Origin of the sequence: Rickettsia endosymbiont of Nabis limbatus (assembly GCF_965196655.1) — a bacterium.
Taxonomy (GTDB): domain Bacteria; phylum Pseudomonadota; class Alphaproteobacteria; order Rickettsiales; family Rickettsiaceae; genus Rickettsia.
In genome coordinates this window covers 1,323,362-1,346,277 of the sequence record NZ_OZ239771.1, presented here as the reverse complement: position 1 = coordinate 1,346,277, position 22,916 = coordinate 1,323,362, and the positions used below count along the sequence as shown (strand labels likewise).

Genomic DNA, 22,916 nt, shown 5'->3' with positions numbered 1-22,916 from the left:
TCTCATCATAAACCTCTCCTAATTAATAAAAGAGGTATTATAAAGAAAAATTAATTATTTATCAAGAAATAGTTAATAAATATTTACTATTTGAGAACTTTCATTAGCTCTTCCCATTCCCTTTTAGTCATTCCGCTAGTTTCATGAATAACTTTTTCGCCGTTTATCATCTTCTTAATTACTTCCAAACCTTTGCGAGAAATATTTGCTCCCTGCATACGATATTCTTCAAAAGCCTTATAAGTAAAGGGCACCCAAGCTTTGACTATATCAAGCATCTTTTCGGCATAAACTCTAATTTCATATTGAGCGTGCGGATCAGCACGCAGCCTTAAGAAGTGAAGCAAATTATGTAAATTGATTTTCCAATACCACTCAGTGTAATAATTTAAGGTCAAATTCATACGGGCAAGCTCTCTAGCTATACCGGTATTATTCTCATCTATAACGTTACCTTCTTCATCTGTATTCATTAGCTCCGTATAGTGCTTATAGCAGTTACGGGCATCTTCTTCTAATATGTTAAGGACTTTTTCAGCTACTTCTTTTGGTAGGCTATCGCTCTCTCGACATTGTTTGTTAGTACTAGATTGTGGGGCGATATTTTGCGGCTCAGGTAAATAAAACTCATTGCCTAGAATGGAGTATCTAGCTGAATATTCATTAACACTTGCTGTTCTATGCCTAATCCATTGTCTTGCAATAAAGATCGGTAATTTAATATGAAACTTAATATCACACATCTCAAAAGGCGTAGTATGATAGTGACGTAGCAAATAATTAATCAACCCTTTATCTTGGTTTAACTGTTTTGTACCTTTGCCATATGACACTCTAGCAGCTTGTACTATGGCACTATCATCACCCATATAGTCTATCACTCTAATAAAACCGTGATCTAATACCTTTATAGGCTCATATAAAATCTCTTCAAGTACCGGAACTACTGCTCTTTTTGTTGCGTTATTCATTTATTCCTCTGTGTTTTTTGTTTTATAAGTGTATAGTTGTCACTCTGTGGCGGCATTGCCTGCGTGGATCGGAAAGCACCCTTGGTGTCATCTAGTTGCTTGTCCACGATATCCAAAAAATAATAAAAAATACTAATATTATTAGTATTTTTAACTGGATTCTGTGTATAAATCACGGGATGACAGAGAAAAATGATCCATGCAATAATGCCATCACGGGATGACAAGTTATGACAAATAACTATATAAATTTCTGCCGTTTCTTTTGAGCCATAATTTAGCCGGTTGGTACTCGGGATAAATATCCTCAACTAGCTGCCAAAAATTTTTGCTATGGTTCATTTCTTTTAAATGTGCCATCTCGTGAACTACTAAATATTTTAGAACTTCGTAAGGAGCAAAGACTATTCGCCAGTTGAAAGAAAGGTTGCCTCGACTGCAACAGCTGCCCCATTTTGTAGTTACATTTTCCATTATTCTAATATTAGAATAAATTAAATTATGCTTTTTGGAAATGGTTTCTACTATAGCTTTTATCTCTGATAATAATTTCTTTTTCAAAAATACTTCAATGCTGATTTTCTTAAGTACCCTGCTGCAATATACTTCTAATGCATCATTTTGTAATTTTACCTGATTTTCAGGTGAATCAGTATGAATTATTTGATAATCTTTTCCTAAAATAGAAATCTTATTTTCTTCATTGACAGATTTAGTTACATTACGGCGTAATTTTTGTCTAACCCAATGTTCTTTACTTAGCAAAAAATTATAACCCTTTTTAGCTTTTACCTTAAGAGGTAATACAAGCTCAGCTCCTTTATGCGTAATTCGAATACTTATATTTTTGGCTTGTACGCTTCTCCTAATTGCTACATTCTGCGGTTCACCATATTTAGTTAAGGTAATAAGTTCCATATTAAAATTCAATGTACTTAGTAGGATCGACTGCTACTTTACCTTTACGCATAGCAAGATACAGCTTATCTTCTACATGCCCGATTATACTAGTTTTAGTAACCTTATCACCTTTTTTAACTGATAAATCTTTTAAGCCTGCATAAGCTACTTCTAGATCTTCTTTGTCTAATTTAACGATTACTAAATTACCAAATTGTGCATTATTTCCTGAGAATATAACAGTTCCTGAGCCTATAGAATTAACGCTACTTTTTTCTAAAACAGCAATATCTATGCCTTTATTCTTACCAGCTTTAAATTCGGTGACAATTTCGCCGTTCAGAGGTTTCTCAAAAATTGACTTTGTTATTTCCTCATCATGTTTTGTGGTCGGGATCTCAACAACATCATTATCATCTTCGGTAGTTTCTATTGCAGGCTCTTCTAAAGAGCCGCTTGCTTCTGATTTAGGAGCTTCTTCTATAGTACTACTAGTTATTATCCCCTCATCATTATCAATAACATTACCAGAATTACTAAGGGTAATTCCTCTTTCTTTATACTCGATTGGGGCAGGAGGTTGATCAACGCAAGCAGCTAAACAAAAGAATATTAGACTACTTAGTGCAATAGGGTATTTCATATATTTAATAAGATTATTATATTGTGTTAGTCAATAAACTATACTTATTATATAATTCTTATCATTCATTTTCCATTAAAAAAATTAATTATGAAAACTTACGATATTGTTATAGCAAGTGATCACTCCGGTTATGAACTTAAATCCAAAATTATCGATTATCTACAAAAAAAATCTTTGAGTGTTTATGATTGCGGAACTCATAATACACAATCCGTTGACTATCCCGATTATGCTAAAAAAGTAGTGAATAATATTATTGAAAAGCTCGCTCGCATTGGTATTTTAATCGGTGATACAGGTATTGGTATGTCGATTGCTGCTAATCGTAGTTCAGAAATAAGAGCAGCTTTATGTGGTAATGTGTCAAGTGCTGAGAGTGCTAAAGCTCATAACGATGCCAATATTTTGGTATTAGGTGCAAAAACCTTAGATCAAGGAGAGGTATTTAATATTATAGATAAATTTTTAGTCACTAAATTCGAAGGCGGTAGGCATAGTGTTAGGTTGTTGAAAATCAAATAATGACATATAGGATGTTTTTCGATCCACGCAAGCAAGCCTTAAGCGGGCATGACACCGAAAGTGTTTTTTGATCTACGTAACAGTAAAATACAATTTTTAATTCATTAAATATATTATCATGCAAGCTCTAAATACAACTTATATTTTACTTATCACAGCAATCAAAACTTACGCTATGTTTGGTTCTAAATATCGTAAAGATGGAGAACGAAGCTGTTGTTGCATATAGTCATCTAAAAGCCCTAACTTTATTTGGTAGACCGTTTTACCTATTTTATTTGCAGTTCTTTTGAGAAAAGCCCAAACTAGAAATGCACAACTAATGTGATTACGTTGGATACGCTGTTTTCTGCATTGGCAACGTTCTATACCAGTCAGTTGCTTAATTTCTCTATGCATGCTCTCAATTACCCATCGCAAGCCAAACTCATCTTGTGCAGCTTTAGAAGATTTTTGAGTTTTGTTATTGGTAACAACATAATCAACTCTGTTGGTAGAAACAGTAAATGTTAAACAAATTAACATGCTTATTTTTGGCAAATCCTTTTATATGAATCTCCATTCCATTCTTAATTTCTTCATCTGAAAACGTCAACTTGCTAACAGCTTTATAAGGCTCGTAATCACACGTTTTACTAACATTTCTATTGGCTTTAATAGGGGCATAATAATATTTGCCCAAGGAGTCAACATGTTGCATAATTTTGTGTGTAGCATACCATGTGTCAAAAAGTACAGTTTGAAAAGGAATCTTTTTACTATAAACAGCATTATTGAACATCTTTAGTAGGTGATCTAGTTTCGTCGCTCCATCATGATCAGGTGAAAAAATGCGATAATCTATTACCCAAAACTTATCAATATCGGGGTTATAATATACAAGACTCACTACTCCTATACCGGTAGTAACTCCACCTGTAGCTCCACTATACTGCGATCTAGCAACCTCTATTTTCTTTGTGTTCCTTTTGTTTAACACCGTATCATCAAATATTGTATATCCGTTAGATGAAAAGATAACATCATTCTTAATGTGTTCCCATAACAAAGAAGGAGTATATTTTTCATTTTCTAAAAATCTATTAATAACATCATGGCTACATTTCTTGGCATGTTCAGCGTAGTAGGTTAAACTATAATTCTTTTGGCTAATTGTTAAAAATTGACAGTAATCTGTTCTATTAATCTCTTAGGGTTTAATTCCCCGAAGGTCTGCTTCGTGATATACTAGATGCATGGAAGAAAGCAGTTATATACATAAAAGTGATAATGTCACAGTACTAATATATCATTTAGTAACACCGGCAAAGTATAGAAGAGTAATATTCAAAGAGGAACTAGACGATTATTTATGTAAAATTTGTGAGGACATAGAAGCTCGTTATGAAATTAGATTTTTGGAAATAGGAGTAGATAAAGAACATGTACATTTTTTACTACAGTCAATACTAATGTATAGCCCAACAAAAATAACTCAAATCATAAAAAGTATTACATCTAAGGAAATGTTTAAGAAATATCCAAATCTTAAAGAAAAATTATGGGGAAGTGAGTTTTGGAGTAAAGGATATTTTATGAGCACAGTAGGTAAACATGGTGATGAGCGGAAATTACGTAATTAACGCGAGTTTCGAATTAATATAGCATAGGATTTAGCATATCAAGAGAGATGTAATAGAAGGTTTATTATCAGACATTTGATAATTTATCAGTGCTGCAACCATATGCACAAAGGCATTTGTAACTGATCTATGCCTTGAATGCTCAAACTTCCCCAATAGTTTAATTTTACTAAACACAGATTCTATTAATGCTCTTTTAAGCAATAATATTTTATCCAACATAGACATAAGTTTATTTTTCATATTTTTCTTTACCCTAGTTACCATAAAAATTCCTTGCTCTAAAAGTTGTTGAAATAATTGTTGTGAAATATAACCACGATCTCCGAATACTTTACCAAAAAGATTTTTGATCATCAGTTCCAGCTGTTTTCTATCATCCTTATTGCCAGGGCTAAAAGATGCTTTAACTATACCACCGGCTCTATTAATTATTAGATGTAGTTTAAGTCCATAGAACCAACCTTTTGTTGTCTTACTGCGTGCTGCTATGCCGGCGAACACTTTATTCATTGAAATACGGTATCTCTTACATACCTCTATACTACTTGAATCTACAAAAGAAAGGCCATCACACTGATCCAAAATAGAATTGAATATCAGTACTAATAGTGGTAAATGTGGACCTATTATTTTTATAAATTGACTATAGCTTACTAATTGAAAATCTCTTTGATGATAAATCCATATTTGCTTCAGATAATAATTCTTAAAACAATCATAAGATGACTGCCAGTAGCCTATTATAATTGTTATTACCTCACTTCTGTTAAGTCGACTTTTAGGACCAGATTTGTTGTTATGGTTAGTAATTGAATTTGTATGCTTGTCTAATTCTTGAAAAAAATCATCGACGTAACAAAATATTTCTGTAAAATCCATTATCATAGGTTATTGCTCTTAAAGTTTTTTCAATAACCTATAAACTTTTTTCTTATACTATAAATACCATATTTTAATTAGCAATTTGTATTTTGTACTCACTTTATAACAAAAACAGTATTATCAATATCCCCGTAACCCACTGTTTATCAGCTATACAGCGACTTTTTGAATACGAAACTCGCGTTAATTATGTAAAAAATCAAGGTTCAGGCAAACCTTCTTATAAAGCATTTCAACAAAAACAGTTAAACCTTTTTGGATAGATACCTCGTAGCTCTGCTGCGAGGAGTATCATTTTAATATTATTTTTAGGAGCGATATAAGAGAGGTAATAATATTAATCAAGAAACTAGATGATGGATATATTTCAAAACCAATAATTTAGTATTTCCATATAGTTTTTCACGCAATATTTCAATATTTTCGTTTAAGTTATAATCATCTGTTTTAGCCATTTCAACGACTATTATAGCACCTGTATTGAGCCAGTTATTTTTTATAAGCAGCTTCATTACTTTCTGTACTATCTTATTATGATAAGGGGGATCAACGAAGATGAGATCAAAAGCTGTATTTGCTTTTGGCAGATTTAAGGCGTTAATATTGATGAAATTAACTTTGTCATGAATATTTAAGGTTTTGGCAAATTCTTCTACTATTTTTAATGAAAATGCATCAATATCAATTAAAGTAGCAAAACCTGCTCCCCTTGATAGACTCTCAAAAGCAAGGCTACCGCTACCGGCAAATAAATCCAGCACCTTAATATTTTCATTAAATAATTTATTACCTATAAACTCACCGGAAGTTAATATACTAAATATTGCTTCCCTGAGTTTACCGGTAGAGGGACGGTATTTTATATTTTTAGCAATAGGTATTTTTTGGTTTTGAAATTTACCTGTTATTATTTTTAACACTTGTATAATTTTTTAGTTACTTCTCGATATTCACTCGGCTTAAGATTATCTAGTTTAAAATCACCATACTCAGTTCTAATTAGCTTATTAACTTTTAATCCAAAATGCTCGAATATTCTTCTAATTTCCCGATTTTTGCCCTCAAATAAGACCACCTCAAACCAAGCATTACTAGAGCTCTTTTTAATCAACTTTATTGATTGCGGATTATAAAATATTCCGTCAATTTCTAAGTTTTTATAATTACTTTTTAATAGAGGATCAGGATTTCCATAAGCTCTAACATGATATACTCGTTTTAACTTGCTTGAGGGTAACTCAAACTGCCGAGCTAAATCGCCATTATTGGTTAGTAATAATAAACCCTCGCTATTTAGATCTAACCTACCTATCGAAATGACACGCGGTAACCCAGTTAATTGTTCGAATACAGTTTTACGAGATAGTGGATCTTTATGAGTAGTAATTAAACCAACAGGCTTGTAGTAAATCCATAGCCTTGATTTTTGAGAAGAGGTAATTAATGAACCTGATACCTCAATTTGATTGTCAATATTAACATTTGTAGCGGGCGACGTAACTGTAATGCCGTCTACTTTTACTTGTCCGTCAAGAATTAGTTTTTCGGCATCTCGCCTAGAACAAACTCCTGCATTACTAATTAATTTGGCTAACCTTTGCACTTTATTATTTTTTTATGCTGAATTTAGTTTGGCTCATGATTTTGCTGCCACGCAACAAATAATCTAATTTACGGCTAGCTTATATTTTAAATTAACCAGTTTTATATGACAGTTAATACTACATTTATTGTTTGCTTCCTTAGTGGAAGAAGGTTTTTTAGAGCTTTTAGCCAAGGTTTTATTAGAAGGTTTATTTACTTTAATATTTTTCAAAAACTTTTCTGTTTCAGCATGTAAATATTCTATTTTTACTTTAGCTAAACCTTGCTTTTTAAAGGCTAAAACTTCTGCTGCTTTTGCGGATACATCTATTATACGATTTGACTTAAAAGGTCCACGATCATTAACCATTAAAATTACTGATTTATTGTTAGCTTTGTTAGTGACTTTAACTAAACATGGAAGAGGAAGAGTTTTATGAGCAGCTGTTAATAAATTTTTATTAAACATATCCCCATTAGCAGTTTTTTTACCATGGAATTTGTCACCACCTCCACCGTACCAAGAAGCGTAGCCTGTTTCAGTAAAGCTTTTTGGAGCATTAGGTTTATAAGTTCTACCCTTTATTTTATATTGGTTACCAACCTTATAATATCCCTTATATACTAAATTATGAGGATCGTCTTTTGAGAGTTCTTTATGTGAATGCTTACGAGAACATGGTAGCTTTTTTGAATTATTACAACCACTTAAGAAAAAACAATAAAATATTAATAAAATTAGTAAACTATACTTACGATTCATCATCACTATCAGTATTACTATTTAAATTATCTGCTATTTTAGCATAACACACAACTTTTTCAACACCTTTTATTTTTGAGGCAAGATCAGCAAAGTTTTCTAGCTCTTCTTCTGACCTTGCAATTCCAAATAAATAAACCACGTTATCTACTGTTAAAACAGTATAATTAGCAAATTTAATATCTTTTCTGACTAGATTTTTAGCTTTAATCTGTGCTGTTATCATACTATCTCTAGTATATTGTGCTAAATCGAAGTGATTACTATTTTTACTTACCTTTAACTCATTAATTACTTCAGTTACACCTTTTTGATTCCAAGCAATCTCTAATGCCTTTAACTCATCTTCCTCTTTCTGAATATTTCCTGTTAACAGTACTCTACCTTCAGACACTTCAACTTTGATTTTAGCACCTAACTCTTTAAAATTATTTTTTACTAGACCAGCTTTAATACCAGCTGAAATTCTTGAATCATTTAATGTTCCAGATATTGGCTGATCTTTTGAAGCAACAATACCAGTAGTAGTTGCTGCGGTAAAGATAGCAGGCAGACAGCCTGAAAGATTAAAGGCTAGAGCTATGAAAACTAAAATTCTTAACATAGTATTACTAATAAATGAAAAGTTGGTGGACAAGTATACCTTTAATACTTCAAGATTTGGCAAGCCAAATTTCGGAATTCGTATTTGCGGTATATATAACTATATTTTACTATCGGGCAACTTATTTTTCAATAGCAGAGGCAGTTGAAGTAAAATGAATACAAAAGTAATCGGCACTACGCCGAATACTTTAAACTTAACCCATGTTTCATCTGAGAAATTACGCCAAACTATTTCGTTAACTATAGCCATGAAAAAGAAAAAAGTTGCTGTTCTATAGCTTAAAGTTATCCAGCTTTCTTCTTTAAGGCGGATTATGCTTTCTAAAGCATATTTAATAAAAGGATTTTTCTTTATACCGCTTGTAAGGAAAATTATTCCAAAAATAACATATAATATAGTTGGCTTGATTTTTATATACATTGAATCACCACTAATTAAAGTTATAATACCCGAAACAAGTAATACAGCTGTAGAAATAATGGAAAGCTTCGACACTTTTTTGTCTATAATATAACAAAGGGTAATACAAATAACAGAAGTAATAAGCATATAAAGGGTAGCACTTTGTATACCGCCACCATAAAAAAATCCTGCAAAGAATGCTACTACTGGACCAATTTCTGATAAAAGTTTAAACATATTTTGATATTTCTTAACTTATTTGTTGTGTATTTTCTTTTGGTAATGGTGCTAAGGTATTTTTAGAGTACCTTAGTCGCACTTGTATAAAAATATTTATTAATAATATAGTGGTAAAGTAAGCAAGTACTTGTAAACCATTAGGTCTTGCAATATAACCAGTAACAATATGTAAAATTTTACCTATCATACTTCTATCTGCTACTAACCAAGAGCTATCCCAAACTTGATCAGATAAGAACATAACTAAACCAGATGAGGTTAAAATTCCTGCCGCACTCGCTGCAAAACCACCTGCGATCAACATTAATAATATAGTAGAGATTTTAAAAATATATTTTTGATTAGCTATTTTAATTAAACCGAAATATATTATTAGACCGAGTAGAAAGCCGCTTGTAGCACCTATGATTAAGCCTTGTATATAATGACTACTTGTTATCGTTTCTACTGATGAAATACTATATACTAAAATAATAATTTCTGCACCTTCTCGTAATATAGTGCTAGCAACTAAAAAAACTAACATTAAATAGCTGGAATTACCTTCATGAATTTTTGTTGAGATATTGTTTATATGCTGCTTTACTTTTGTTCCATAGCCTTGCATCCATATTATTGTCCAGCTAAGTAAAATAGTGATTAATATCATAATTCCGGAGTCGAATAATTCATCCCCTATACCGCCGAAAGATAAAGATAACTTACGAGTAAAAAAGGCAAAAATTGAAGCGGATACTACCCCAAGCATTCCACCAGCAATAATATAAATACGTGATTTTTCTATATGCTTTGTTACTGCAAGTATTATACCAACTAACAAAGATATTTCTAAACATTCACGAAATACTATTAAAGCAATTTTAAACATATTTTTACTTAATCCTTAACAATTAAAAACCCTTGTGCTGTATCTTGGTGAAAATCTCCAAAAAAATCATATTTTCCCGACTTTAAAGGAGCAAGTATAATTTTTATAGAATCATGTGGCATCACGATTTTTTCCCGATGTAAATCATGACTTTCAAATTCTTCTACAGTATCATCTTCATTATGAATAACTAGCTTTATTTTAGTAGATTTTGGCACTTCTACTATGTCTGGAACAAATTTATGATCCTTTATAACTATTTTTATTTCTAATATCTCATCATTATTGTTAGAATTTTTATTTGCTGAAATAAAAAAAACTATTCCTGCTATTAATAAAAATATTAAACTTGCCAATATAATAATATTTTTATTCTTTTGATTCGTTTGCATATTAAACTCCCAGCTTAAATAAAGTTTAAAACAAATTTTTGTTTATAAAATTTTTAACGTTCTCACATATCAATTAAATTTTGTATCTTTAATAATTATAAAATTCACCCTGCAAATTTTATTAAAGCTACAAGATATACAATTATTATCATAATGACAAGCACAGATAATAAAATATAATTTTTTTGTTTTTTAATATCAGATATTTTACGTTGTTTCATATTTATTATTTAAAATCATTAATTTCAAGCATTAGATATTCATTTAAAGGTAATGATTCCTGTGAAATTATCTTATTTATATTAGAACCTAATGCCTTAAAAGTCTGTCCTTTAGCAATAACAGTTCGAGTACCTACTGGTACTTTACCTTGCAAAGCATAAGAAAAAATTAGAGGATAGGTAATATCACCAATTTTCATATCAACTTTTTGCCCCTTAGTTTTTGAGTCATATAACACTTCGCCATTTGCAAGGCGAGTAATCTTAGCATTAAAAGCTATTTTTTCACCGCATAATAAAGGAATACGATAAGCTATTTCATTATCATAAATTTTAACTTCATTACTTTTAATAAAATTTTGTGGCAATATAGATTTAAGCATGACATTAACTCTATATGCACTGTCGGCATTATCATTATTAGCACCGACACTAGCAGCGTATTTAGCAGGAATAATAGCTTCTCTTGCTTGCCCTACATTCATCCCTACTATTACGTTATCAAGACCAGGCATTACAGCACCTGAACCTATGGTAAAAGTTTTAGTATCTTCTGATATTAAATTATTACTCATATCCGATATTTGGTAAAATACTGTAACTACATGACCACAAGAAGCAGGTCCAACATTACCAGTACCGATAGTATTAATTTTAAATAGAGAAGTTATTAAGTCTTTATGTACAGGAATGGTATAATCTTTAGTATCTATAGGTTTATTTAGCGGCTGCAAAATATTTTCAAAAAACGCTTTACCTTCCTCAGTTTTAAGAGCATTAATTACTATTTTGGAAATTGTTCGTTCAAATAAATTACCATTTAAAGAGACAGGAGGGTCGTTATTAATACTAACTTGATTTTCGTCATTAGTAGAGTTATTTACGCTTGCTTGTTCTACAATCGTAGCATTATCATCAGAAGAGAGTTTTAACTTTGCTATGTTATAAAGTACTAAAGCTACAATTATTAAAGATAGAAGTTTTTGCATATTAATAATATTATTATTACAATTAAATTTACTATAACAATCAATTATTTAATAATCAAATGAGAATAAAAATAATTTGATTAATATGAATAATTGTTTTAATTTGATTATAGTATAAATCGGAAGTCGTCATTGCGAGGTGGCATTGCCTACGTGGATCATTCTCCCCTGTCATCCCGTGATTTATGAACTAGAACCAGTTAAAAATAATAATAAAATTAGTATTTTTTATTATTTTCTGGATCTAGTTCCCAAGCCACGGTATGACTACCTTAGGGCGTTTTCCGATCCACGCGGGCAATGCCTTGCGAGGAGAGTAGCGACGAAGCAATCTCATGAAAGAAATATAAAATTCCTAAGATTGCCGCATCGATGCTACGCATCATCTCGTAATGACGAAAGATAACAAAAAATAAAGTGGTGAAAAGTGAAAAAGTTTATATTTTGTTTTTTATGTTTCTGGACATTAAATATATTTGCAGCTTCCAAAGGCTATCCTAATAAGCTTAATCGTTGTAAAATTACAAGAAATATATTTAATGATTATGAACCAAAAGTTTTTGAGCCTACCAATAATTTATTACGTAAAACAGGACAGATATCTAGGTTTTATGGTGAAAAAATCATAATTAAAGGAATAGTACTGGATCAAAATTGTGTGCCAGTTGCAGATGCTAAAGTTTATTTATGGCAAGCAGGTAGCGGTGGTAAATATCCTTATGAACCTTTAAAAACACGTGTTGATAAAAGGAGATTTACCGGTAAAAAGGATTCTAGCTTCACTGGTAGCGGCACTGCTACTACTAATAATAAAGGGGAATATTACTTTGTCAGCATGTTACCTTATAAATCTGCTGGTAATTTAAAAAGTGTCAATATAAGGGTAGAGCATGCAGATCTTAAAACATTAGATACACGTTTAGACTTATCTAATAAAAATATATGTAGCAATGAATGTGGTGAGATTAATCCTGCTTTGGTTGAGTCTCAACAACATCTGAAATCATTTTGTTTTGACTTAGTATTACAAGGTACGACATTGAAGAGGTATTAGTGTTATTCTCGCATAGGCGGGAATCCAGTATATAATAAGTTTTTAAAACTAAAAAAATTTAGTTTATCCCGCTTTTTCCTGGATTCCTGCTTTTGCGGGAATGACATTCACCGGTGGTTCTAAAGGTTTTTTTATGCCGCAGCTACATAACATAGTGTATAAAAGTAAAAGTACAACAAAATCAAATTTTTTCATTACAATAATAAATTATTTTATGGGTTTAAGTAATTATAATAAATATTTTTTTACCATTACAGTATTTTTATTATTAATAACAGTCTTTACTCCTAAAATTTATGCAAATCCTAAGAATGGCTCAAATGTTCCTGATGATATAATTTTTTTTGATGAAGAAAAAAATCAATATTCTCTTGATCAGTTCGAGGGAAAAACTATATTATTAGTATTTTGGGCTACTTGGAGTGCTAATTGTGTAAAAGAGATGCCAGATCTTGATACATTACAGAAAGATTTTAGGAAGCTGCCTTTCTCAGTGATTCCGGTTTCAGAAGATTATCAAGATGTAAAAGTTATTATGGAGTATTATAAAAGTTACCAGATAAGATATTTACCAATTTATCAAGATTATAGAAATCAGCTATTTAAGGCTTTAGGAGTAATTAGTTTACCTACAAGCATATTAATAGATCCAAATGGTAAAATAGTAACTAGTTTTATAGGTAATACTAATTGGTATGATGAAAAAATTAGAGAAACTATTTTATCTGCTATACCAGGAAATCATCCAGAACCTAAAAATAGCTATAATGGACAATCTCTGAATAAACCAGCAAAGCCTTTGCAGCCTATAAAAAAAGGAACAGTAAAAGATCTAATAAATCCTTTAGAAGCACCTGCTGAAGAAGCACCAAAAGATAACAATGAGCAAGATAATGAACGAAGTAAATAAATCAACTATTGCAAATGCAGAGTTTGAACCAATAATAGCTAAACCTCAGATAAGTAAATTAGAGCAATTATTTGCTTCGATCTTTGGTGATTCTAAAGAAGTAGTTGCCGTTTTACGTTTAAACGGCGTTATAGGTAAAGTTAGTACTGTGCAGTCAGGGCTTACTTTAGAGTCACTAAATGAGCTAATAGAAAAAGCTTTTAAAATAAAAAAGTTAAAAGCCTTGTGTCTTATTATCAACTCCCCAGGCGGGTCACCTGTACAATCGGAACTTATTGCAAAACGTATTCGCACGCTTGCTAAAGAGCACAAAATCAAAATTTATAGCTTTATAGAAGATATGGCAGCATCGGGCGGCTATTGGCTGGCTTGTGCTGGTGATCAAATATATGCCTTGCATAGTTCGATTATAGGTAGTATCGGTGTAGTCTCAAGTGGTTTTGGCTTCCATGAAGCAATTAATAAGCTTGGAATAGAAAGAAGAGTTTATACAGAGGGGAAAAATAAAGCAGTTTTAGATCCTTTCAAACCTATTAATAAAGAGGATGTAAAAATCATTAAAGATCTACAAAAGCAAGTTTATGAACATTTTGTTGATTATGTAAAAACAAGAAGAGTCGGTAAATTAACTCAGCAAGACGATATTTTATTTAATGGCGAATTTTGGGCAGGGCGAACAGCTCTTGATTATGGTTTAATTGATGACCTTGGCGATATGTATAGTACTATGAAAGCTAAATTTGGTGATAATATCAAATTTCAATATCTTTGTGCTAAACAACCATGGATTAAAAAGAAGCTTGGTATGGCAAGTAAAATATTAACTGATAATTTTGCTGACTCCTTAATTAATGCAGTTGAAAATAAGATTATTAACGATAAATTTGATATAAAGTAACATGACTATAACACAAGTTAAAATTAAGAAATTAGATAATTTTTTCGGTAAATTGCCCGAATACGCTACAGATCACAGTGCAGGTATGGATTTAACGGCAGCAAACGAGCAACCTATAACTATAAAAACAGGTGAGATACAGCTAGTTCCAACTGGTATCGCTATTGCACTACCGGAATTATTTGAAGCACAGATAAGACCACGTTCGGGTCTTGCTGCAAAAAATGGTATTACAGTTGCTAATTCCCCTGGTACTATTGATGCTGATTATCGTGGTGAGATAAAAGTTATTCTTATTAATTTAGGCAAAGATGATTTTGTTATAGAAAAAGGTATGAGAATTGCTCAAATGATAATATCAAAATATGAGCGTATATCATGGAAAGAAAGCGAAACTCTTGAAAAGACTGCAAGAGGTAGTGGCGGTTTCGGTTCTACTGGGTTATAGATTCAGTCATTATAATTCATGAAAATTTTAGCATTTGATACGGCAAATAATACGGCATCGGTCGCACTTTCATATAACGATAATATCCTAGCATATGCTGAAGAATTACATCCGTCTATGCAGGCAGAAAATCTAATGCCGATGATAGAACAAGTAATGAAAGCTTCTCACTGTTCGTATGATGAGCTGGATTATCTAGCGGTAACAAATGGTCCTGGTAGTTTTACTGGTATTAGAATAGGGCTTGCTTGTGCTAAGGGTATATTATTTGCCAAAGAAAATATTAAAGGTATAGCGGTTAGTAATTTTGAGCATGCTTATTTTAGAGCTATAAGGCAGGTTAAAGATTACGATAAAATATATGTATTTTTAAATGCCTATCGTAGTCAGCTTTATCTAAAAATTTTTGATAAATCAGGTAAAGCAAATGAGCCGCTGTTAATAGATTTTGATTATGCTATAGAGCTGCTTAAGAATGAGGAAGGGAATATAGTTTGTTGCGGTAGTGGTCTTGAATTTATATATACTCAAGTTAAAAATCTACCAAATATAATAATTCTGCCACGTTTTGCCAGAGTCAAAGCTTTTATTATTTGTAGATATGTAGCAAGTTTGCTTGCAAACAGTGCGGAGTTAAACAGTGCTATAGAACCGCTTTATATCCGCCCACCTGATGCTAAAATAAGCACCATAAATAGCAAATTACAGAAGTAATTCGCTATTTATATGGCACCCGTCAAGTTAAGAGAGATGTAAATTAAGTATTGAGCAAATGCATGGAATAATTTATAGAATAGCAGTAACCATTTATCTCTAAATTTCACCATTATGCGTATTACTCAAGCTCCGAAGAGACATCGTTTTCCAGCAAGCATCATTAGCCATGCAGTATGGTTATATCATCGTTTTAATAGTAGCTACCGAGATGTTCAAGAACAGATGGCATATCGAGGTATTATTTTGAGTCATGAGACAGTAAGATTTTGGTGCAATAAATTTGCAGTTTATTTTCAAGATGTTATCAGAAGGAGAGAGCGGAAGCCAACTGATAAATGGCATTTAGATAAAATGAACATTAAGATTAAAGGTGAAGTATTCATACTATGGAGGGCTGTTGACTCTGAGGGACATGAATTAGAAGTATTGCTACAGAAGCGACGCAACAAGAAATCAGCTATTTGCTTTTTATTAAGATTATTGGGCAATTACCCAGCTCCAAGAGTAATTGTTACTGATAAGCTCAAGAGTTACATTAAACCGATTAAGCTTAAGTGTCCTAGGACTAAACATCGAACTAATAAGAGATTAAATAATCGCGTTGAGAATGCACATCAACCAACTAGGCGAAAAGAGAAGATATTGATTAAATTTAAGCATCCTAATGCAGCACAATGTACATTATCACTGATGGGAAAAGTTAGAAATATATTTGCCGTAAATGTTGGAAGGTATACTAAAACAGCACCTGACCAAAGAATTGCATTTGCATCCGCTAAATCCATTTGGGATGAAGCTACTCAAAGACTTCTTACTGCCTGAAATCTAAAAATATTACTCTTTTTGACACTATGTTACTTAACTTGATGATGCCATCAAATGTTATAATAAAGCTATAAGCGTAAATCCTGATGACCATCATGCATATCATAACAAAGCACTATCTCTTGCTGGTCTTGGTTATAACGAGTTGGCTTTGGAGTATTATGACAAAGCAATGGACCTTAATCCTAAGAGATATGAGGATATGTTCGATGAAGTGATAAACGAAAGTGAAGCAGAAATGACTTTAGAGAATAGCGCAGAAATAGAGGGTCATATTACAAAAGAGATAGAGCAGTATATTAATCGAGGTGGAGTATTAAGTTAATAATTTAGCTATTAATAATGACTTACTAGTAATTTTTAAAAAACATTATATAAATATCAATTAAAATTATCAAAAAAGATAGGAGCGAGAAAATGAGCCATAAAGAACAAAATGTAACATCAAATATAGAAACTGATATTGTGAAGAGTAATCGCGTATTATCCTTATCAGGAGGCGGAGTAAAAGGAATAGCAGAGCTAGTGGTGCTCGCTGAGATAGAGGAGCGTACGGGTAAGTCTATAACGGAGTTATTTCCAATAATAACAGGCACTAGTGTTGGCGGACTTATTGCAGGATTGCTAACCATTCCCAAAGAATCAGGAAGTAGTATACCAAAATATAGTGCCAAAGAGGCTTTAGAGATATTTAAGGAAGCAGCCCCGCAAATATTTCCAGATGAGTTATTAAGCGGAGTGAAGCAAGTATTTACACATAAATACAGTCAAAAGCCATTAGAGAAAATATTAGATGAACATTTAGGAGGTATGCGTTTAAGTGAGGCAACATCACGCTTAATGATACCGGTGACAAATTTAAATACAGATGGTCGGGAAGTAGAAGTCTTTGATAGCCATAATCTATTTGGGACAAGCGGGCATAGTGATCCAAGCCTTAAGGATGTGCTGCTTGCAACTACAGCAGCCCCTACTTATTTTAAGGCAGTAACAAATGCGAGTGCTATTACAGGTACATCTGTATCAAAAGAAGCATTATATGCCTATGCAGATGGAGGGTTAGCTGCTAACCGTCCAGCATATGAGGCATTAAAGATATTAAAAGGCAATAATAATCGTGAGCAGAAAAAAGAAATATTAGATAAAACGATGGTGTGTTCACTAGATTTTGATGATGCCCTGAATTTTCATGAAGCAATACCTGTAAGTGATAAACCAACCAGTAATGGTATTTGGAAGTATATAAAGTATGCAAGTCCAGCATTACTAATATATGATGGGCTATCGAAGTTATTTGAGAGTACGCATGATGATGGAGCAATAGGGTGGATGTCTAAGGGCAAGCTAATAGATAGATTAATGCACGCAAGCGAAGAAAATGTAAACTCTGCGGTCAGGAGTGATTTACCGGGTACAGATGAGTTTATAGAGGTAAAGCTTCCAATTACTAAAGAAACATCAAGTTTAGATAATGCAAAAGTAAAAAATATAGCTGCTTTAGAAGAAGTAGGTCGTCAGTATATAAAGGAGCATGATCAGCAATTACAGAAGTTATGTGATAATTTACTCTATCATTATAATCACGAACAAAATATGGAGGGTGATGCTGATACTGCAGCTACTATAGATGATATGTTCGTTGCAGATAAAACAATAGACAAAGTAATAATATCCGAAGAATTAGTACAAAAATTAGGAGCCAATTTAAATGAGCAGCAGGTAGCTACTATCGAAAGGGCACTTGCAAGCTTAAGTTCCAAAGAAAGTGAAATGGTAGAAGCATTTTTACACAACCTTAATAATGATCAAGTTATAGCTTTATCTAAGCTACTGCCTGTAATTGCTGACGGTGAATTTAAGGATACTCAAATAGAAGAGATGAATATATTTCAGAATAAGTTTTTGCAGGTTTTTAGCAATATGTTTACTAACCAAGATGAGTTTGGATCTGAAGTATCATTAAATGCTACCCAAGAATATACTGCTGAAGTAGCATGTGATGGTAGAGGATCAGAATTATCACATCATATCGATATAGGTGTAGAGGCTTAATGCTTCTTACACTTTGCATTATAAGTTTTATTGTTATATTATACCAATAATAAAAACAATGACAGATTATAGTAATAATACAAACAAGTACATAGAAAATAAAATCGGCTTAAATCTAAAGACGTTAAATAGTTTTAGTATAGGAGAGCATAAGAAATATAGCGATATCTACAGTTTAACTTCGCATGAATATAGATATAGTGCTTTAAGTGCGGTATTAAAGATCATGGCAATACCATTAGTTGCTGTATTGAATGTAATTAAAATATTCACAAATTTTGAAGTAGTGGCAGTTAAGGAAATGGTCAATATACCACTTATTCTTTTAAAAAAGATGGATCAAGGTATTTCAAAGAAGATATTACAAGGACTTGATAATACCAATGAAGCAGAGCTACGTGATATAACAAATAATATATTAGAGCAGTGGAAAGAAGATAATGCTTTGATCCAAAAAGAAGAGGAGAGTTGGTTTAGCAGCGTTAAGAATTATATATGCGACAATGTATCATTTATTGAATATATTAGAAACTTTTGGGTAAATGGGGGAATACATTATAGTAAGACGCAACTTGAAGAGCAGCACTTAGTTAAGAAGATAACCAAGGAAATCTTTAAAACAGCCTATATTGCTGGCAAAGAGGTGCGAGCATTAAGTAGTGATGATATATATAATCATTTTAAGGAGATAGGAGCTTATAAGGATAACATGCCAACAAAAGAGATAGATTTATTTCAAAATCAGTTATTTCATAGCAATGATGATATTTGGACTGAGTCTATTTTGGATCTAAGTTACTTGAGTAATGATGATACGACACCTTTACTAGGTAAGTAAAAAACGTTAGTATGTTCCAAAAACGTTCGTTTTTGGAACAGCGTTAATCTCTTAGGGTTTAATTCCCCGAAGGTCTGCTTCGTGATATACTAGATGCATGGAAGAAAGCAGTTATATACATAAAAGTGATAATGTCACAGTACTAATATATCATTTAGTAACACCGGCAAAGTATAGAAGAGTAATATTCAAAGAGGAACTAGACGATTATTTATGTAAAATTTGTGAGGACATAGAAGCTCGTTATGAAATTAGATTTTTGGAAATAGGAGTAGATAAAGAACATGTACATTTTTTACTACAGTCAATACCAATGTATAGCCCAACAAAAATAACTCAAATCATAAAAAGTATTACATCTAAGGAAATGTTTAAGAAATATCCAAATCTTAAAGAAAAATTATGGGGAAGTGAGTTTTGGAGTAAAGGATATTTTATGAGCACAGTAGGTAAACATGGTGATGAGCGGAAATTACGTAATTATGTAAAAAATCAAGGTTCAGGCAAACCTTCTTATAAAGCATTTCAACAAAAACAGTTAAAACTTTTTGGATAGATACCTCGTAGCTCTGCTGCGAGGAGTATCATTTGTCGCACATCAAAGTAATACGACAGTGTTTGTCGTACATAATTTTAATATTTTTTAGAAGTAAAAAAGTACAAAGAGGTAGTAGTACGAAAAACACTTGTTTTTCGTACAGAGTAATTAACAGCGACAGAACACGAGAACAAAGAATCAAGTAGAAATATAGATGAAAGTAGTAGAGGCTACTACTTTCCAAAAAGAATAGTTAAGATTTAGACTTAAGCAGGTTATCTGTAATAGTTGAGATTTTATCTTGCATTTAGTAAAATAAATTAATTATTAAATGGAGATAAGAAATGAACTTAAATTAAAAAATAATAAAGCCAAAATTAGGATTACTAGAACTCGCTAAGAGTCTTGGTAGCATATCATCAGCATGTAAAGCGATGGGCTATAGCAGAGATAGTTATTACAGATTTAAAGAACTGTATGAAACTGGTGGTGAAGAAGCGTTGTATGAGATTAGCCGGAAGAAGCCAATAATAGCGAATAGAGTTGATCCAGCGATAGAGAAGGCAGTAATGGATATGGCAATAGAATATCCAGCATATGGACAGATTCGAGTATCAAATGAGCTTAAGAAGAGCGGTATACTTGTATCACCTGGAGGAGTGAGATCAATTTGGTTACGTAATGATTTAAACAATATCAATAAAAGGCTTAAAGCATTAGAAGCAAGGATGGCTCAGGATGGTATTGTACTTACTGAATCTCAGTTACAAGTACTAGAGAAACGACGTAGCGAAAAAGAAGCCCATGGCGAGATTGAGACACAGCATTCAGGTTATCTAGGATGCCAAGATACATATTATGTAGGAAATTTTAAGGGTATAGGTAAGGTTTATTCTCAGGTATTTATTGATAGCTATAGCAGAGTAGCTGATGCTAAACTATATACTGATAAAACAGCTTTAACTGCTGCTGATATGCTTAATGACCGCGTGTTACCATGGTATGAAACTCAAGGCATACCAATACTTCGTATTCTGACAGATCGCGGGTCAGAATATAAGGGAAATATAGAGCATCATGCTTTTGAATTATTTCTAAGTATCGAAGGTATAGAACATACTATTACTAAAGCATATTCTCCTCAAACAAATGGTATGTGTGAACGTTTTAATAAAACTATGAAACAAGAATTCTTTGATACAGCTATGCGGAAAAAGATCTACACTGATCTTGATGATTTACAATTAGATCTTGATATTTGGTTAGAGCATTTCAATAATGAGCGACCACATTCAGGAAAATATTGTTATGGTAAAACGCCTATGCAAACTTTTAAGGATAGTAAGAAATTAGCTATTGAAAAGAACCAGGAGTTTCGCACTTAGGAAAATTGCATATCAGTTAGAAGCCATCTAATGTTATTCTGAATTGATGTTTTTATAACTTCCCAAGTTTGTTGATATAAAGTAATTTTTTCATTTATCCTCCTTTTGTTCATATCAAGCCATGCCAATACAGCAAGGCAAATATGATTTCTTTGAGCTCGACCCGTGCGTGCCTGACAGCTTTCAATACCACAAGTTTGTTTTAATTCTCGATGATAAACTTCTATAGACCAACGTGCCTTAACAATTTTCTCTATTTGCTCACGTGTAGGGTTTTCTAAATTAGTTGTTATGTAATCAATGCGACCATTTTTTGCCACAAACTTAAATACCGTTACCCAACCGTATCCACGTAGATGAATTTTTAGCCCTTCATCGGGAATCTCCAAAGTGTCCAAGCTAACATTACGATTAACTTTTCTATTTCTTCTTAGGTTAGTAACCCATATCCAACCTAAATTACGTATATGTTTTAAATTATCCAAACCACTATACCAAGCATCCATGACTATGGCATCAGGATTGATACCTCTTTCTTTAGCTAAAGTAAGCATATCACAAAAATGCTCGTTCTTTGTTTTGCCATCAGTTTCTTTATCATATATTCTATAATCTACAGGAGTAGATTGATCAATTTGAGTATTGTAATGCAGTAAGTTTACCATTCCTATACCAGGTATAACATCATGTACAGCCCCAGAATATTGATACTTTACAAGCTCGATCCTCTTACTGTATTGCTTTGACAATAAGGTGTCATCTCCTACTAATAAACAAGGCTCCTCTAGATCAAGATATTTTGACACTTTGCTATAGATTTCGCTAGGGCGAAAATCTTTACTCTTTAACCATCGACTTGCACTATCGTGCGATAGATCTACTGGGCTTACTTCAGATAATGCTTTGCCAGTATATCTTACACTACTTGCTTGTAAAAACGATTGATATAAATCTTTGCTACATTTTGATTATCCAGCTGATGGTTCAAACCTCCACCTTCAGGTGGAGAAACTTTAGTTTGAATAAGTCATAGTCGTCTTATATAAAATAAGTAAGTAGGACTTATTTTATAGGATGACTATGACAGAATATGAAAAAGGGAAACATACGGTATATTATCACAGGTATCACATAGTATGGATAACAAAATACCGTTATAAAGTATTAACCCAAGTTATCAAAGAAAGGATTAGGGAAATCATAGCTCAAGTTTCAGAGGAAATGAATATTAGGATAGTAAATGGGGTGATATCATCTGATCATGTACATATTTTAGTATCGATACCTTCTAATATAGCAGTAAGTGAATTTGTACAAAGAGCAAAAGGTAGAACTTCACGTAGAATACAACAAGAATTCCCAGAATTAAAAAAGAGATATTGGGGGAAGCATTTTTGGGGAAGAGGTTATTTTAGTACAACAAGTGGTCATATCACAGATGAAGTAATTAATGAGTATATAAATAACCATACAGAAGCTCATAAACCAACTTCTATTTCTAACATTAGATTGGAATAAGCTTTAGCTTAAACTCTACGGCACTTCTAGTGCCTATCATCAACCTACCGGCTCTCAGCCGGTAGTGGTTGAGCTTGTCATTTTTATCTAAAACTATTTTTCTCTAGATTACCATATTCTT

General features: G+C 32.3%; 26 protein-coding genes and 4 pseudogenes. 16 read left to right on the top strand and 14 right to left on the bottom strand.

What is annotated here, in order from left to right:
* Positions 1-86: 86 nt before the first annotated feature.
* The 3 genes from thyX to ACOAL3_RS07790 form a co-directional block, all read right to left on the bottom strand.
* The gene (gene thyX / locus ACOAL3_RS07800) at positions 87-971 is read right to left on the bottom strand and encodes an FAD-dependent thymidylate synthase (RefSeq protein ID WP_419234761.1); all 885 of its coding nucleotides are present in this window, start codon (positions 969-971) and stop codon (positions 87-89) included.
* Between the two features lie 228 nt (positions 972-1,199).
* On the bottom strand, positions 1,200-1,889 hold the full coding sequence (locus tag ACOAL3_RS07795) for a M48 family metallopeptidase (RefSeq protein ID WP_419234760.1): 690 nt from the start codon (positions 1,887-1,889) through the stop codon (positions 1,200-1,202).
* 1 nt (position 1,890) lies between these two features.
* Positions 1,891-2,514, bottom strand: a complete 624-nt coding sequence (locus tag ACOAL3_RS07790) for a murein hydrolase activator EnvC family protein (protein ID WP_419234759.1) — start codon at positions 2,512-2,514, stop codon at positions 1,891-1,893.
* Between the two features lie 90 nt (positions 2,515-2,604).
* Here ACOAL3_RS07790 and rpiB point away from each other — a divergent pair, with 90 nt between their 5' ends.
* Positions 2,605-3,039 (top strand): ribose 5-phosphate isomerase B, encoded by a 435-nt coding sequence (rpiB, locus tag ACOAL3_RS07785; protein WP_395477188.1) that lies wholly within the window; start codon positions 2,605-2,607, stop codon positions 3,037-3,039.
* Between the two features lie 168 nt (positions 3,040-3,207).
* Here the strand turns inward: rpiB and ACOAL3_RS10930 are convergent.
* Positions 3,208-4,225, bottom strand: a pseudogene (locus ACOAL3_RS10930) (IS701 family transposase).
* A gap of 49 nt (positions 4,226-4,274) precedes the next feature.
* Between ACOAL3_RS10930 and tnpA (ACOAL3_RS07770) the strand changes: the two are divergent.
* A pseudogene (gene tnpA, locus ACOAL3_RS07770) lies at positions 4,275-4,652 on the top strand (IS200/IS605 family transposase); the annotation flags it as partial.
* Positions 4,653-4,691: 39 nt separating this feature from the next.
* Here the strand turns inward: tnpA (ACOAL3_RS07770) and ACOAL3_RS07765 are convergent.
* Positions 4,692-5,549 carry an IS982 family transposase gene (locus ACOAL3_RS07765; RefSeq protein ID WP_419234519.1) on the bottom strand — a complete coding sequence of 286 codons (858 nt, stop codon included), beginning with the start codon at positions 5,547-5,549 and terminating at the stop codon, positions 4,692-4,694.
* Positions 5,550-5,635: 86 nt separating this feature from the next.
* On the opposite strand from ACOAL3_RS07765, the gene ACOAL3_RS07760 reads away from it, so the two are divergent.
* On the top strand, positions 5,636-5,809 hold the full coding sequence (locus ACOAL3_RS07760; RefSeq protein WP_419234757.1) for a hypothetical protein: 174 nt from the start codon (positions 5,636-5,638) through the stop codon (positions 5,807-5,809).
* Between the two features lie 78 nt (positions 5,810-5,887).
* Here the strand turns inward: ACOAL3_RS07760 and rsmD are convergent, their stop codons facing one another.
* The 8 genes from rsmD to ACOAL3_RS07720 all read right to left on the bottom strand — a co-directional run bounded on the left by rsmD (position 5,888) and on the right by ACOAL3_RS07720 (position 11,612).
* Positions 5,888-6,466 carry a 16S rRNA (guanine(966)-N(2))-methyltransferase RsmD gene (gene rsmD / locus ACOAL3_RS07755; protein ID WP_419234756.1) on the bottom strand — a complete coding sequence of 193 codons (579 nt, stop codon included), beginning with the start codon at positions 6,464-6,466 and terminating at the stop codon, positions 5,888-5,890.
* A complete protein-coding gene (locus ACOAL3_RS07750) occupies positions 6,460-7,149 on the bottom strand; it encodes a pseudouridine synthase (RefSeq protein ID WP_419234755.1) in 690 nt (229 codons plus the stop codon). Before ACOAL3_RS07750 ends, rsmD begins: the two co-directional genes overlap by 7 nt.
* Positions 7,150-7,212: 63 nt before the next feature.
* A complete protein-coding gene (locus ACOAL3_RS07745) occupies positions 7,213-7,896 on the bottom strand; it encodes a septal ring lytic transglycosylase RlpA family protein (RefSeq protein WP_419234754.1) in 684 nt (227 codons plus the stop codon).
* Positions 7,883-8,497 (bottom strand): BON domain-containing protein, encoded by a 615-nt coding sequence (locus ACOAL3_RS07740; protein WP_419235626.1) that lies wholly within the window; start codon positions 8,495-8,497, stop codon positions 7,883-7,885. The genes ACOAL3_RS07745 and ACOAL3_RS07740 overlap by 14 nt, the downstream gene beginning before the upstream one ends.
* Positions 8,498-8,596: 99 nt before the next feature.
* Positions 8,597-9,139: a septation protein A gene (locus ACOAL3_RS07735; RefSeq protein ID WP_419234753.1), complete on the bottom strand. Its 543-nt coding sequence runs from the start codon at positions 9,137-9,139 to the stop codon at positions 8,597-8,599.
* Between the two features lie 13 nt (positions 9,140-9,152).
* Positions 9,153-10,010, bottom strand: a complete 858-nt coding sequence (locus ACOAL3_RS07730) for an FTR1 family protein (RefSeq protein ID WP_419234752.1) — start codon at positions 10,008-10,010, stop codon at positions 9,153-9,155.
* Between the two features lie 8 nt (positions 10,011-10,018).
* A complete protein-coding gene (locus ACOAL3_RS07725) occupies positions 10,019-10,402 on the bottom strand; it encodes a cupredoxin domain-containing protein (RefSeq protein ID WP_419234751.1) in 384 nt (127 codons plus the stop codon).
* Positions 10,403-10,628: 226 nt separating this feature from the next.
* Positions 10,629-11,612: an FKBP-type peptidyl-prolyl cis-trans isomerase gene (locus tag ACOAL3_RS07720; protein ID WP_395477225.1), complete on the bottom strand. Its 984-nt coding sequence runs from the start codon at positions 11,610-11,612 to the stop codon at positions 10,629-10,631.
* A gap of 427 nt (positions 11,613-12,039) precedes the next feature.
* Here ACOAL3_RS07720 and ACOAL3_RS07715 point away from each other — a divergent pair, with 427 nt between their 5' ends.
* The 12 genes and pseudogenes from ACOAL3_RS07715 to ACOAL3_RS07660 all read left to right on the top strand — a co-directional run bounded on the left by ACOAL3_RS07715 (position 12,040) and on the right by ACOAL3_RS07660 (position 21,277).
* Positions 12,040-12,666 (top strand): dioxygenase family protein, encoded by a 627-nt coding sequence (locus tag ACOAL3_RS07715; RefSeq protein ID WP_395477226.1) that lies wholly within the window; start codon positions 12,040-12,042, stop codon positions 12,664-12,666.
* Between the two features lie 214 nt (positions 12,667-12,880).
* Positions 12,881-13,576 carry a TlpA disulfide reductase family protein gene (locus ACOAL3_RS07710; RefSeq protein ID WP_395477227.1) on the top strand — a complete coding sequence of 232 codons (696 nt, stop codon included), beginning with the start codon at positions 12,881-12,883 and terminating at the stop codon, positions 13,574-13,576.
* On the top strand, positions 13,560-14,474 hold the full coding sequence (locus tag ACOAL3_RS07705) for a S49 family peptidase (RefSeq protein WP_011477023.1): 915 nt from the start codon (positions 13,560-13,562) through the stop codon (positions 14,472-14,474). Before ACOAL3_RS07710 ends, ACOAL3_RS07705 begins: the two co-directional genes overlap by 17 nt.
* Position 14,475: 1 nt before the next feature.
* The gene (gene dut, locus ACOAL3_RS07700; protein ID WP_395477229.1) at positions 14,476-14,922 is read left to right on the top strand and encodes a dUTP diphosphatase; all 447 of its coding nucleotides are present in this window, start codon (positions 14,476-14,478) and stop codon (positions 14,920-14,922) included.
* 18 nt (positions 14,923-14,940) lie between these two features.
* Positions 14,941-15,636, top strand: a complete 696-nt coding sequence (gene tsaB, locus ACOAL3_RS07695; protein ID WP_419234750.1) for a tRNA (adenosine(37)-N6)-threonylcarbamoyltransferase complex dimerization subunit type 1 TsaB — start codon at positions 14,941-14,943, stop codon at positions 15,634-15,636.
* A 114-nt stretch (positions 15,637-15,750) separates the two neighbouring features.
* Positions 15,751-16,461 carry an IS6 family transposase gene (locus ACOAL3_RS07690; protein ID WP_419234749.1) on the top strand — a complete coding sequence of 237 codons (711 nt, stop codon included), beginning with the start codon at positions 15,751-15,753 and terminating at the stop codon, positions 16,459-16,461.
* A gap of 52 nt (positions 16,462-16,513) precedes the next feature.
* Positions 16,514-16,609 (top strand): annotated as a pseudogene (locus tag ACOAL3_RS07685) (tetratricopeptide repeat protein); the annotation flags it as partial.
* Between the two features lie 57 nt (positions 16,610-16,666).
* Entirely contained in the window at positions 16,667-16,789 is a 123-nt protein-coding gene (locus ACOAL3_RS07680; protein ID WP_419234748.1) for a hypothetical protein, read from the top strand.
* 92 nt (positions 16,790-16,881) lie between these two features.
* Positions 16,882-18,516: a patatin-like phospholipase family protein gene (locus ACOAL3_RS07675; protein WP_419234709.1), complete on the top strand. Its 1,635-nt coding sequence runs from the start codon at positions 16,882-16,884 to the stop codon at positions 18,514-18,516.
* A gap of 58 nt (positions 18,517-18,574) precedes the next feature.
* Positions 18,575-19,354 carry a hypothetical protein gene (locus tag ACOAL3_RS07670; protein ID WP_419234708.1) on the top strand — a complete coding sequence of 260 codons (780 nt, stop codon included), beginning with the start codon at positions 18,575-18,577 and terminating at the stop codon, positions 19,352-19,354.
* Between the two features lie 97 nt (positions 19,355-19,451).
* Positions 19,452-19,910 (top strand): IS200/IS605 family transposase, encoded by a 459-nt coding sequence (tnpA, locus tag ACOAL3_RS07665; RefSeq protein ID WP_419234618.1) that lies wholly within the window; start codon positions 19,452-19,454, stop codon positions 19,908-19,910.
* 344 nt (positions 19,911-20,254) lie between these two features.
* Complete coding sequence (locus tag ACOAL3_RS07660) at positions 20,255-21,277, top strand: IS481 family transposase (RefSeq protein ID WP_419235625.1); 1,023 nt, start codon at positions 20,255-20,257, stop codon at positions 21,275-21,277.
* Here the strand turns inward: ACOAL3_RS07660 and ACOAL3_RS07655 are convergent.
* A pseudogene (locus ACOAL3_RS07655) lies at positions 21,274-22,245 on the bottom strand (IS701 family transposase); the annotation flags it as partial. The gene ACOAL3_RS07660 and the pseudogene ACOAL3_RS07655 overlap by 4 nt on opposite strands.
* A gap of 112 nt (positions 22,246-22,357) precedes the next feature.
* Between ACOAL3_RS07655 and tnpA (ACOAL3_RS07650) the strand changes: the two are divergent.
* On the top strand, positions 22,358-22,795 hold the full coding sequence (gene tnpA, locus ACOAL3_RS07650) for an IS200/IS605 family transposase (protein WP_419235618.1): 438 nt from the start codon (positions 22,358-22,360) through the stop codon (positions 22,793-22,795).
* The last annotated feature ends 121 nt before the right edge of the window (positions 22,796-22,916 follow it).